We start from the raw sequence: 14,006 nt of genomic DNA on the forward strand, positions 1-14,006 counted from the left end.
ATCGGCGGTTGCCGCCTACCGAGGCGGACCGGAACGGACGATCGTCATGTCGTGACCGCTCTCGCACCTCGACCACACCGTGCCCCAGAGGTGCGACGAGCGGCGCCTTTCGGCCCGAACCTCTTCGCGTCCGTGATGGGGACGGGGATCGTCGCCACGGCCGGTGCCTCGATGCCCGGCCTGCACGTCGCCGCCACGTACGTCTGGGCGCTGGCCGCCGCGCTGTTGCTGTGCCTGGTGATCGCGGCGGTTCGCCGGTGGACGTGGGCGACCGTGCGCGCACAACTCGCGGATCCGGTGATGGCGCAGTTCTGGGGCGCGCCGCCGATGGCACTCATGACCGTTGGCACCGGGGCGTTGCTGCTCGGGTCCGACTGGATCGGGCTGCCCGCCGCGCTCGCCCTTGACTGGACACTGTGGACGGTCGGCACCGTGCTCGGGCTCGTCACGTCCGTCGTGGTGCCGCTGCGGACGTTCGGCAGCGACGAGCCCGCGTTCGCCGGGTGGCTGATGCCCGTGGTGCCGCCGATGGTGTCCGCCGCTTCCGGCGCCCTGCTGGCCGCGCACATGGCGGACGGGCCGGGGCGGCAGGCGATGGTGCTCGGGTGTTACGCCCTGTTCGGGGTGAGCCTGTTCGCGACTTTGGTGATCGTGCCGCAAGTGTGGCAACGGTTGGTGCGGCACGGGGTGGGTGCTGCCTCGGCCGTGCCGACGGTGTGGATCGTGCTCGGGCCGCTGGGGCAGTCGATCACGGCGGCGAACCTGCTCGCCGGGGTGCCCGTGCTGCCGGGGCAGCGCGCGTTCGGCGTGCTGTACGGGACGACCGCGTGGGGGTTCGCGCTGCTGTGGGTGGCGCTGGCGGCGGCCGTCACCGTGCGGACCGTGCGGCGCGGGCTGCCGTTCGCGTTGACGTGGTGGAGTTTCGTCTTCCCGCTGGGGACGTTGGTGACCGGGACCAGTGCGCTGGCCGTCCGGGTCCCGTCCGCGTTGTTCTCCGGGGTGGCGTTGGTGCTGTACGGCGGTCTGGTGGCCGCCTGGGTCACCGTGGCCGTTCGCACCGTGCTTTCTCGGTTCTGAATTCCGGTTCGTTACGGTCGTCGCCGAAAAAGCCGGTATTTCCACGCGGAATGGACCATTCGGCCGAGGGTATTGCGCCTCGGGGTGTGTCAGTGCGCGCCACCCGTTCAGCCGACGCAACGATGATCGCCCCCTGGTTAGAATCGTCCGCCGGATTGCTGCGTGAGCAGGTCGGGACATTTCGGCGTACCCGTTCTCATTTTTTAATATCGGGGGTATTTCGTGCGCCGCGACAAATTCCTGCCGACGTATGAGCAGCTTTTCGGTGAACTCGACTTCCGCGCCGTCGACGAGGCGCGTTCGGTGTACTCGCCCGCCGCGTACCTCGTCGATCTGCTCCAGTTGATCGACGACAACTTCGACGGCGCGCCGCTCACCGGCCGGGACCGCAGGGCCGATCTCGTCGGCGTCCCGCTCGACCACGAGGCCACCTACACCGAGGTGCCGTACCTCGACGTGGTCAACAAGGTGCTCGCGACGCTCGTCGGTCCCGACGCCGAACGGCTGCACGAGCTGAGCGAGTCGTACGCGCTGCCGTTCGACTTCGACCGCTTCAAGGTGCGCCGGTACCTGCACCACCTCGGCGTGGATCCCGTGCTGCTGCACGGGTTGTTCGACGACAGACCGAACCGCGACGCCGTGGTGCGCGAACTCCTCGGGCTCTCCGCCGCCGAGGCCGGGCTGCTCACCACCCCAGTCGCGGACCAGGCCGGATCGACCGACGTCGAGGAGTTCCGCCGGGCCACCCGCGTCACCGAGGCCGAACTCGACGACCTGGTGCGGCTCGACCCCGACCTCTCCCAAGTCGACGGGAAGCTCGTCCGGAGCGACGGGCCGGTGCCGCCGGCGTGGTTCGACCGCACCGGACGGCTCGTGCGGCTCACCCGCCGGCTCGGCCTGACGCTCGACGACTCCTACCTCGTGCTGCGCCGCTGCTGCGCAGGAACGCTCGATGCCAAGGCGTTGAGAATATTCGCCGCCGTTCTTCGCGTCCATCGCGACCTGGACCTGCCGATCGACGTCGTGGTGAATCTGATCTCGCCGCTGGAAATGCCGGTTCCGGCAATTGTCGGTGACGTTCTCGCCCCGCAGAACAGGGCGGCCAGAAAAGAGATCGCTGAACTCACCGGCCTTTCCGAAACCGGTGTCGCGGCGGTCGTCCGGCGAGTCCGGGCACACCATCCCGGAACGGTCGCGCGCCCCGGTCCGTTCGACGCGTTCGGCCTCACCGCGCTGTCGTTGCTCTACCGCGCCGGACGGCTCACCGCCGCCCTCGACGTGTCCGCCGACGAGCTGTTCGGCCTGCTCGACGCCCTCGCGCAGGACGCGACGGTGCTCACGACCACGGCGTTCGGCGTCCGCGAGGTCGACCCCGCGACGCCGGACCTGCACGCGTTGCTGGAGGCACCGGACGTCGAGTCGGCGCTCTGCCTGGTGCGACTGCTGACCGGTGTCGTGCGCTGGTTGCGCGCGCTCGGCATGGACGTCAGCGAGTTCGGCGTCGTTCTCGGTGCGGTGCAAGGCGAGTGGGACGACCTCCAACTGGAGGAGACGCTCGACGCCATCGCGCTCACCCCGGACGTGTTCGCCTCGAAGAGGTTCAGCGACCGCGCCGCTCAGGTGATCTACGACGTGCTGGTCAGCTCGGGCGGAGTCACCTCGCCCCGCGACGAACGCCTCCTGCGCCCTGACGCCGCAGCGCTCGCGAGGGCCGCGTTCGACGCGCTGAGCGACCTCGACGTGATCACCGACGCCGACTTCCGCGGTCTCGGGCTCGCCGACCTGCTGGCCACCAAGATCCGCACCAACCTGGTGCTCGGCGGGTACGTGGACGCCGACGGCCTGGTCGTGCCGAGCTCGCTGACCGGTGATTTCGTGCTGTGGCACGACTTCGCGGACGTCCTCGAACCGGTGCGCGCGCTGATGGCCGGCACCGAGTCGCTCTATCTGTCGGACCTCGCGTCGTTCGAGCACGCGGAGGAGCTGTACGACAACCTGCTCGTGCTCGGCCACCTCGACCCGGACGGCACGATCATCTCGCCGCCGGACGACGTCACGGTCTCGCTCGCCCACGTCGTGGACGCGGTGCTGGAGCAGCTCCACGCACTCGCCGACGAGGCCCGCGACCACGCGCTCGCGCTCGACCCGGCGATCTTCGCGGACCTGCCGATCACCACCGCCGACCTGCTGGAGAGCCTGCGGTTCAACGGGTACGTCGACGCAGACGACCACTACACCGACATCGCCGCGCTGGCCGAACTCACCACCCGCGAACTCGCGGTCGACATCTCGTTCCACCCGCACCGCGCGCCGATCCTGCAGGCGATGCAGGCCCAGCTCGCCGCCACCAGGGCCGAGCTGCTGACCGTCGACGACGACACGTTCGCCGTGCTCGCCGACGAGGCCGCCGCCCGCGCGATGGCCGAGGCCCTCGACGGCACCTACCTCGTCGACGACCGCGTGCCCGACGACCGGAAGGCGTTCTTCGCAGACCCGGCCACCGTCGTGAGTGCGACCGGCCTGTTCACCACGGCCGACCTCGCCACCGTCACCGCCAGGATCCGGGACGTCCTCGCCGAGCTGAAGCCGTACCGGTTCGACGTGGACGCGGTGGCGGAGCTGGGTTTCGACGCCGACGAGACGCGGAACCTCGTCGCCCTGCTCGTCGCGCGCGGCGACCTGGACGACGACCTCGTGGTGCCCGCCGACCGGCTCGGCCTGAGTGAACCGGCCGCGTTCACGTTGCCGGACCTGGAGGACTACGCCACCGACGTCTTCTACCTGCTGCACGTGCTGGCCCGCGAACTGAACGCGGGCATCGCCGAGATCACCAAGGCCGTCACGGAACTCGCCGAGCAGCAACGCCGGATCCTCGTCGCCACCCTCACCGACGGCATCGGCCTGCCCGCCGACGTGACCGAGGCGATCTGTGTGGGCGTGGCCGGCAGCGTGCCCGAGGCGCTGGAAGGCCTGCTGGGTGGCAATGTTCGCGTGCACGACCGCATCCGCCGGTTCGCCCTGCTGGCCGGACGCCTCGGCCTCGACGCCACCGGGGTCGCCGTCGCGTTCCACGACCAGGACCTCGCGGGCGGCTTCAGCGAACCGCTGCTGCTGCCCGAGGGTGTGCGCCGGGTGGACGCGCTCCTCGAAGGCGACGGCACGTACCTCTTCCACGGCCAGACGTACTGGTTCTACCCGCCGGGCGCCGAAACCGCCGAGGGACCGCACCCGCTCACCGCCCTGTCACCCCGGTTCGCCGGACTCACCACCGTCGACGCCGCCTTCACCGACGGCTCCGGCACGGCCTGGATCGTCAGCGGCCTCAAGACGTTCGTGCGGGCGGCCGGCGCGACCCACTGGGACCAGCGCGACCAGGTCTGGGGCAAGGTCCACAACAACTTCGCGGCGCCCCAGCGCATCGACAGCGCGTTCGTGGACGACGAGGGCAGGACGTACCTGTTCCTCGGCGACCAGTACGTCCGCTACTCGGGCCCGCTGTACGACTTCGTCGACGAGGGCTATCCGCGCGACATCGGGCAGTGGTGGGAGGGCGAGGGCCGCCAGGTGCTGCTGCCCGCTCGCTTCCGGTCCACAGTGGACGCCTCGTTCCAGGACCGCGACGGCGTCACGCACCTGTTCTCCGGCGACCACACCCTGGCGCTGGGCAACGGCAGCACCGAACGCCCGACCGCCGAGGTCTGGGGCCGTGTCCGCAACACCCTCGCCGAGACCGGCAGGGTCGACGCGGCGCTGACCGACGGTGCCGCGACCGTGCTGTTCTCCGGCAACCAGGTCGTGAGCTACACCGACTGCGTCGAGAACCCCGGCGTGACCGTCGACGAGGGCTTCCCGCTGGCGGTGACGAGCTACCTGCCGAAGGTGCCGGTCGGGTTCGACGGGACGCTCGACGCGGCGTTGCGCGACTCCTCCGGTGCGGTGCACCTGTTCAAGGACGGGCGCACGGTCGAGGTGGGCAAGAACCCCGGTGCCACGGCGGAGAAGTGGGGCCGGCTCGCGCCCGTGTTCGCCGATGGGGTGGTGGACTCCGGGTTCGTCGGCCGCGACGGGATGACGTACCTGTTCAGCGGCGATCGGTACGTGCGGTACTCGGGCGCCGACCACGCGGTGGTGGACGCCGGGTACCCGCGCCTCGTCGCGGGGGACTGGGGCGGCCTCACCAGGGTCGGGGCGTCGTTCGTGCTGGACGGGGTCACGCACCTGTTCGGCAGTGGCGGGCTGTTGTTCGTGCTGGGGACCGCACACACAGCGGACGTCGAGGCCGGTGCGGTGTCGCGGGCGCTGCGGGAACGGTTGCAGGAACACGGGATATCGGTCGCCACCGGCGCACGGCTCGTGGCCGACCCGCCGCCACCCAACACCCCGGCTGCCGCGGTTCTGGCGTGGGTCACCGCTTCCTGGCGCCTCTCCGCCGACCACGGCGTCTCCCTGGTACTGCGCCGCGTCGGCACCGCGATCGAGGTGCACGCCAACGCCGGTCCGCAGTTCCACGTCCGCTACTCCACGCACTCCTACGCCACCCCGGACGCCGGCTACCCGCGCCCCCTCGCCGACAACTGGTGGAACCTCCCCGAGGCCGGGTTCGGGACCGTCGACGCCGTGCTCACCGCCCGCGACGGCAGGACCTTCCTGTTCTCCGGCGAGAAGTTCGTCGTGTCCGACGCGCGCCGCCGCTGGTGGTCCGAACCCCGCGACATCGTGCGGCACTTCGAGGGCCTGCCGTTCCGCAGGATCGACGCGGCGTTCGTCGGCAAGGACGGCCGCACCTACCTGTTCGAACGCACCCAGTACGCCCGGTACTCCGGCGGCGACTTCGCGCGGCTCGACGACAGGTTCCCGGCGCCGATCAGTTCCTTGTGGGGCAACGTCGTCAACGGCATCGCCCGGCACGGCAGGGTCGACGCGGCACTGCGGACGGCCGACGCGACGTTCCTGTTCTCCGGCAACCAGTACGTCCGCCACGACGGCACGCGCATCGCCGACGGCTACCCGCGCGCCCTCGACAGCCTCAAGCGCGAACCCGGCTTCGCGAACGTGCCGGCGTTGAGCAGCGTCGACGCGGCGTTCGCGGACCGCCGCACCACCTACCTGGTGTCGGACGGGCAGTGCCACGCCGTGTCGAGCACCCTGCACGCCCGGTACGACACGCAAGCGGTGCGCGGTGCGTTCCTCGAGAACGGTTCGGTGGTCGCGGAAACCGGTGAGGGCTGGCAGCGGATCAGCGCGTTGGAAGGCCTCACGGTCACGCGGACCTCGTTCAGGCCCAGGACGTTGCGCGCGGTACCGGCGAAGTTCCGCACCGGCCTGGACTCCGTGCTGCGCGGCACGGACGGCAACACCTACCTGTTCCAGGGCCTGACCTGCTACGACGTCAAGCTCAAGCGCGAGTACCCGCTCGCCGAGGACTGGGGTCGCGCGCGCAACACCATCGCCGACGACAACCGGATCGACACGGCGTTCGTCGGCAAGGACGGCAGGACCTACGTCTTCAGCGGCGACCAGTACGTCGTCTACGCGGGCGACCGCCTCGACCGCATCGACGGCGAACCGAGGCTGGTCGCCGACGACTGGGGCCTCGACAGCGTCGGTCTCGCCTACGTCACCAACGGCACGACGTACGTGTTCGAGCACCCCGCCGAGGACGGCTCGATCCGCTACCTCACGTTCTCCGGCTCCGACTACGCCAAGCCGGACGACGGCCCGCAGGTCACCGACGCGAGCTTCTGGGGACTGCCGGACGACGTGGTGCCGGACGCCGTGCTGGTCGACGGCGACACCTACGTCTACGTGACCGGCGAGGTCTACCTGACCCGCCGCAACGACAACTGGACCGCGCCCCGGCCGGTCAGCAGGCTCTGGCCCGGCACCCTGCCCGGCCCGCTCAACGCCGTGTTCGTCGGCCGGGACGGCGCCACGTACCTGTTCTCCGGCACCAGGTTCACCCGCGTGCTCGACGGCGCGGTCGCCCCGTACCGCGAGGTCAGGGAGGCGTGGGGACGTTCGCGCAACAACTTCGCCGACAGCGGCCGGGTCGACGCGGCCTTCGTGGACGGTGACGGCCGCACGTTCCTGTTCTCCGGCGACCAGTACGCCCGCTACTCGGGCACCGACCACCGGCACACCGACCCCGGCTACCCGAGGCTGATCGCCGACGCCCTGCGCGCCGAACGGGCGTTCGCGAACCTGCCGGAGACGTTCGAGGACGTCGTCGCCGACCGGATCGAGCGGGGCCTGCCGGTCGTCGACGCGGTCGTCGCGAACCCGCGCACCACCTACCTGTTCATCGGCGACAGCCTGCACGTCGTCTCGCGCGCGGCCACGGCGGTCATCGAACTCAATGCGAGCGTCCGCAACGAGATCGCGGACACGGGCAAGGTCAACGCCGCGCTCGTCACCGACGGCAAGACGCTGCTGTTCTCCGGCGACCAGTACGTCCGGTACAGCGGCCACGACACCAACCACGTCGACGAGGGCTACCCGCGCACGATCGAGGCGAAGCTCGCGGACGACCTCGGCGTGCGCAGGCTCCCGGCCGACCTCTTCGACGGTGTGGACGCGGCGTTCCGCAGTGCCGACGGCGCGAAGCACCTGTTCGCGGGCCCGAACTGGTTCCGGTCCGACGCTTTCGTCGCCGAGCCGATCGCGGAGCACTGGGGCAAGGTCCGCAACGAGTTCACGGGGCACCCCGGGCTCGACTCGGCGTTCGTCGCGCCGACCGGGGAGCTGTACGTGTTCCGTGGCCCGCAATACGCGCGCTACAGCGGCCACGACCGCACGTTCGTCGACACCGGGTTCCCGCGCACGATCGAGAACGACTGGGGCGACCTTCCGTTCGACCGCGGCATCGACGCGGCCTTCGTCCTCAATGGACGGACATATCTCGCGCGGGGTGAGGAGTACGTCCGCTACTCGGCACGCGGCTACCGGGCGATCGACCGCGGCCACCCGAGGTCGTTCCCGCAGGCCTGGTCAGGCCGCCGACTACCGCTTCCAGGACGTGCACACCGTCGCGCGGTTCGCCGAACTGGCCCGCAGGCACACCGGGCTGGCCGAGTTCGTGGCCGCGCAACGCACCTTCGAGGACCCGTTCGCGACGCTGGCCGGCATATTCGGCTGGGACGTCGACGAACTGCGGTGGCTGCTGCGCCGCAGAGGCCTGCTCGTCCCCGGCCCGCAGGACGACCGGGTCGAGCTGGAGCTGTTGCACCGCCTGGTCGACGTGTTCGCCGTGGCCAAGGCGTTCGGCACCGGCCCGTCCGAGGTGCACGAGGTCTGGACGGCGCTGCGTGGCACCGCGCCCGCCTCGACGCACGTCTACGCGTTGCTCGCCACCAGGTTCGGCCCGCAGGACTGGCCGGCGCTGGAACGGCAGGTCCACGACGAGCTCGCGGTCGCGCTCCGGGATGCTCTGCTGTCGCTCGCGCTGGTGCGAACGCAGGCCTCGACCTCGCGCGAGCTGTTCGAGAAGCTGCTGATCGACGTCGACATGGGCGCCCGAGGCATGACCTCACGGGTGCGCGAGGCGATCGCGGCCACGCAGTTGTTCCTGCACCGGTACTTCCTCGACCTCGAGGACCTCACCGAACGCAAACCCGGTACCAAGGCCGAACTGCGCGCCCGGTGGACGTGGATGCGCAACTACCGGACGTGGGAGGCGAACCGGAAGGTCTTCCTGTACCCGGAGAACTACCTGCGCCCGGAACTGCGCGACAGCAGGACCCCGGCGTTCGAGGCGCTGGAAGCCGACCTGCTGCAGGGCGAGATCACGCCGGAGGCCGTCGAGAGGGCCTACAAGCGGTATCTCGACGAGTACACCGAGGTGTCGCGGCTCGCGATCGCCGGTGGGCACGTGTTCGCGCCGGACAGCGGCAACGGCCGTGACCTCGTGCTGTTCGGCCGCACCCGCACCCAGCCGCGCCGCTACTACTACCGGCGGGCGAGGTTCAGCGGCGCCGACAAGCTCACCGCCGCGTGGGACGCGTGGCTGAAGGTCGACGTCCAGATCGACGCCGAAGAGGTGCACCCGGTGCACGCGTTCAACCGCGTGTTCGTGTTCTGGACGACCAAGGAGGCCGTCACCACGGCCACCACGACGACCACGTTGACCACCAAGGAGGAGGGCAAGAAGCAGGAGGTCAGCGCGCCGCCGCAGACCGAACGCGTCCGCATCCACTACTCGTTCTACAACCTCAACCGCGAGTGGGTCCCCGCGCAGACGCTCGCGATGGACACCCGCCGCGACGGGTCGCTCTTCGACGTCAAGCTCGCGGTCGAGGCCACCGGCGAGTCGATCGTCGTCAGCTGCACCTACTCGGCGCTGACCCCGGCGCTGGTGAAGGAGACGTTCACGCAGACGGCGGCGCTGTCGCCGGAACTGGTCGAACTGCCGCTCACCGCCATCACCAGCGGCGACACGACGACCACCGCCGACCCGATGCTGGACGTCCTGGCCGCCGACGAGTTCACCCAGGGCGTCGAACGGCCGAAGGTCGTGCGGTTCACCAGCACCAAGGGCACCGACTACGGGCCGTGGTTCAGCATCGACCACAAGGGCGGCAGCTTCCTGTGCCGGCCGTCGGTCGTGGCGCCCGGCGACCCGGTCGAGCCGAAACCGTTGAGCGACCTGGGCCTCGCGGGCTGGGAGCAGGTCAACGCGGCGGTTTCCGTCGCAGGCAAGCAGATCTACTTCAACAACAAACTGCACGGGTTCATCGAGGTCGCCAACGGCGCGGCGGCGAAGATCCGGCCGATCCCCGAGCGCTGGGGCCGCAACCAGACCAACCTGAGCCGCACCGGCGTCATCGACGCGGTGATCCGCCGGGGCGAGCAGACGTTCGTGTTCTCCGGGCCCGAGTACACGCTCTACACCGGCGGACTCGGTGGCACCCCGCACCCGAACTACCCGAAGACGGTCGAGTTCAACGTCGACGGCTTCCCGAAGTGGGAGAAGATCACCTCGGCGTTCACCGACCTCAACGGCGTGGAGTGGTTCTACTCGGCCGAACTGGACAAGGTCGAACGCCGCGACGGCGTGGCCGCGCCGGGCGGGGTGTTCGGCAGGCACCCGAGGTTCGACGCGGGGATCGTGGACGCCGAGGAACGCCAGACGTTCCTGACCCTGGGCGACGACTACGTCCGCTACACCGGCACCAACTACGACAAGGTCGACGACGGCTACCCGAGGCGGCTCACCGCCAACTCCGACGACCTGCCGCCACGGCGGTTCGGCGCGGCGCTGCGGGTGGGCAACACCAGCTACTACATCGACGACGCCGCGAAGACGTGCACCGAGGTCGTCGTGGAACGGCGGCGGCCGCGCCGGGCAACCGAGTCAACGAAGCCGAACCGCGACCTGAACAAGGGCGCGACCATCGGTGGAATCTCCACAGTGGACGCGGCCTGGGTGCAGGACGGGTACCTCTACCTGACCCGCGACCTCCAGTACTACCGCTACACGCTCACGAACAACGCCGTGCCCGATGCCGTGGACGAGGGTTACCCCAGGCCGTTGCGGCAGAAGATCACGGCGGTGTTCACCCGCGGCACGCAGCGGTACGCGTTCAGCGGCGGCGCGTACGCCAAGCTCGGCGCGCACCCCGGTGACCTGGGGCCGTTCGCGCCGGTCGACGGCAACTGGGGCGACCTGCCCGAGACGTTCACCGGCGTGCTGGACGGCGACTTCCTGTACTTCTTCGACGGCGCGACCTACCTGCGCTACCCGAAGACCGGGTCGATCCTGCGGCCGTTCGAACGGATCTCGATGCCGATCGAGGTCGTCCGGCTGACCACGAGCACGGCCGCGCAGCTCAACCAGCGGCTGCTGGCCGGGGGAGTGGGGGCGCTGCTCGACCCGGCGAGCCAGGAGTTCGACGAACGGCCGGAGTTCCGCACCGACAGGTCCGGCGGCAACACCATCCAGGTCTCGAACCGGGTGGCCGCGTCCCGGCTGCCCGCGAGCGCGCACCTCGACTTCCAGAGCGCCAACGGCATCTACTACTGGGAGATCTTCTGCCACGCGCCCGTGCTGATCGCGCAGGCGTTGAACAGCGCGCAGCGGTTCGCCGACGCGCGGCAGTGGTACGAGTACGTGTTCGACCCGACCGAGACCGACCGGTACTGGCGGTTCCTGCCGTTCCTCGCGGTCGACCTGGCCGCGTTGGCCGAGCGGTGCCACCACGACATGGAGGAACTCGCCGAGAGGCTCACCGCGGCAGGCTTCGACCAGCCCGCCGGGTTGTCCACCGAACTGACGAAGGTGCTGGCCGACCTCGCCGTGCTGGCGCCGGCGTTCCGGGAGAACCGGACGCTCACCACCGCCGAGATCGTCGTGCTCGACCGGGTGTCGGCCTCGCAGCTGCACCTGGTGCTGGCGGACGCCGTGGCCGCGGCCCAGGCGCAGATCAAGCCGCGCACCCGCGAACCGAAGAAGTCGCAGCTGCTCGGGGTGGTGCGGGCGCTGGAGCAGTTGCAGGAACGCACCGCGCTGGTCGCCGAGCTGCGCCGCCAGTACGACCTGGTGGGCGACAAGGACTCGCAGATCGCGGCGTACCAGCGTGATCCGTTCGACCCGCACGCCATCGCGGACCTGCGTCCGGTGGCGCACCGCCGGTCGGTCGTGATGGCCTACGTCGACAACCTGCTGGACTGGGGCGACCTGCTGTTCCAGCAGTACACGATGGAGAGCATCGACGAGGCGCGGATGCTCTACGTCTTCGCCTGGGACCTGCTCGGGTTGCGGCCCGAACGTCCTGGTGTGACACCGCTTTCGGACACGCTGACCTACGCCGGGCTGAACGGGGCCGCGCCGTCGTCGGCGGTGGCCGAGCTGACCGGCGGCGGCGCGTTGCTGGAGGGACCGGGCGCCGTGCACGCCGGGCTCGCCAACGGCTACTTCCGCATCCCGGACAACAGCCTGTTCACCGAGTACTGGGACCGCGTCGAGGACCGGCTGCGCAAGATCAGGGCGTCGCTCGACTTCTTCGGGATCGCGCGGCCGTTGCCGTTGTTCGAACCGCCGATCGATCCGATGGACCTGGTCCGCGCGGTCGCCGGTGGGTCCTCTGTGGACGCTGCGGTGACGGCGAGCGGTGCGGTCGCCGTGCCGCACCACCGGTTCGAGACGACGTTCCGGCGGGCGCAGGAACTGCTGGACCGGGTGCGGCAGTTCGGCGGCGACCTGCTGTCGGTGCTCGACCGCCGCGACAGCGAGGAGCTCGCGCTGCTGCAGAACCGGCAGGAGAGCGTGATCCTGGAGCTGACCACCGCGATCAAGGACGCGCAGATCCGCGCCGCCGAGGCGAACCTCGCCGAACTGCAGGCCGGCCGGGACGCCACCGACCAGCGGATGCGGCACTACCAGCGGCTGATCGACACCGGGCTGAGCGCGTTGGAGGAGGCACAGATCGGGTTGATGGCCACGGCGTCGGCACTGCACCTGACCGCCGCGCTGACCAAGATCGGCTCCGCGATCGCGTACGCCTGGCCGCAGCAGAAGATCGGCCCGTTCATCCTCGGCATCGAGGTGGGCGGCAAGCAGGTCGGCTCCGTGCTCGACAAGGCGTCGGAGATGACCCAGTTGCTCGGCGAGGGCTTCTCGATCACCGGTGAGCTGCTCGGCGTGCGGGCGCAGCAGGAACGCACCGCGGAGGACTGGCGGTTCCAGCTCGACACCGCCCGCAACGACTTCGTGCAGATCGGCCACCAGATCGTCGCGGCCGAGCACCAGCTCGCGTCGGTGCGGCGCGAGGCCGAGATCCACGCGCAGGAGGTCAAGCACCAGAAGGAGATCGGCGCGTTCCTGAAGGACAAGTTCACCGGCGCGCAGCTGTACGGGTGGATGGCGGGCCGGTTGGCCGGACTGTACTTCCAGACCTACGGCATGGCCTTCGAGACGGCACGGGCCGCCGAGCGGGCGTTCCAGTTCGAACGCGGCGTCACGGACTCGTTCATCAAGCCTCTGTACTGGGAGAGCAGGCGCGGCGGGCTGCTCGCGGGCGAGAGCCTCGGGGTGGACCTCGAACAGCTCGGCCAGGCGTTCGCCGCCACGGCCGCGCGGCCGTTGGAGATCACGAAGCGGGTGTCGCTGCTGGAACTCGACCCGCTGGCGCTGATCTCGTTGTCCGACAGCGGGGTGTGCGAGTTCGCGCTCACCGAGGACCTGTTCGACCGCGACTTCCCCGGCCACTACCGGCGGCAGCTCCGCACGGTGTCGGTGACGTTCACCGGCGCGGACGGCTCGGTGCAGCCCAACGCGCTGCTGACCCAGCTGAACCACAAGACAGCGCTGGAACCGGACGCCAAGGCCGTGCGGCACCTGCTCGACCCGACCCAGCCACCGCCCGCGTCGTTGCGCGCGGACTGGCGGGCGGCCCAGCGGATCGCGTTGTCGCAGGTGGGGGAGCAGCAGGAGAACAACGGCCTGTTCGAGCTGCGCTACGACGACTCCCGCTACCTGCCGTTCGAGGGCACCGGCGCGGTGTCGTCGTGGCGGCTGGAACTGGCCGGGCGCAGGCCGCTCGACCTGCGGGACGTCGTGCTCACCGTGCGGTACACGGCCGAGGACGGCGGGGAGATCCTGGCCAACGCGGTGAAGGGCATGCTCAAGCCGTTCGCCACGGCCCGGTTCTTCGACCTGGAGAACGACTTCCCCGACGAGTGGCAGGCCTTTGTGGACGGTGCGCCGCTGACCCTGCCGCTGACCCCCGACCTGTTCCCGGGGCTCGTCGGCCCGATCACCGGCGTGTACCCGCGCTACGCCAACGACTCCGCGCGACTCGTGCTGACCGCGACCGACCAGCGCGTGCACGACGACGGATCGGGCTGGACGTTCGCCGTGGACGGCGACAAGGACTCGTTGACCGCTGTCGGCCTCGTGCTGACCTACCGGGCCACGCACAGCTGAGGGGACGGAC

General features: G+C 70.2%; 2 protein-coding genes and 1 pseudogene. All 3 read left to right on the forward strand.

Translation table 11 applies throughout. The annotated features are described in order from the left end of the window. The first annotated feature begins 90 nt into the window (after positions 1 to 90). The 3 genes and pseudogenes from JNUCC0626_RS04225 (at position 91) to JNUCC0626_RS04235 (ending at position 13,996) form a co-directional block, all read left to right on the forward strand. Positions 91 to 1,077: a TDT family transporter gene (locus tag JNUCC0626_RS04225; protein ID WP_394618317.1), complete on the forward strand. Its 987-nt coding sequence runs from the start codon at positions 91 to 93 to the stop codon at positions 1,075 to 1,077. Positions 1,078 to 3,495: 2,418 nt separating this feature from the next. Next, a pseudogene (locus JNUCC0626_RS04230) lies at positions 3,496 to 7,905 on the forward strand (hemopexin repeat-containing protein); the annotation flags it as partial. A 418-nt stretch (positions 7,906 to 8,323) separates the two neighbouring features. Continuing rightward, positions 8,324 to 13,996: a neuraminidase-like domain-containing protein gene (locus JNUCC0626_RS04235; RefSeq protein WP_394618318.1), complete on the forward strand. Its 5,673-nt coding sequence runs from the start codon at positions 8,324 to 8,326 to the stop codon at positions 13,994 to 13,996. The last annotated feature ends 10 nt before the right edge of the window (positions 13,997 to 14,006 follow it).

It is taken from the genome of Lentzea sp. JNUCC 0626, from assembly GCF_043632865.1.
GTDB lineage: Bacteria > Actinomycetota > Actinomycetes > Mycobacteriales > Pseudonocardiaceae > Lentzea.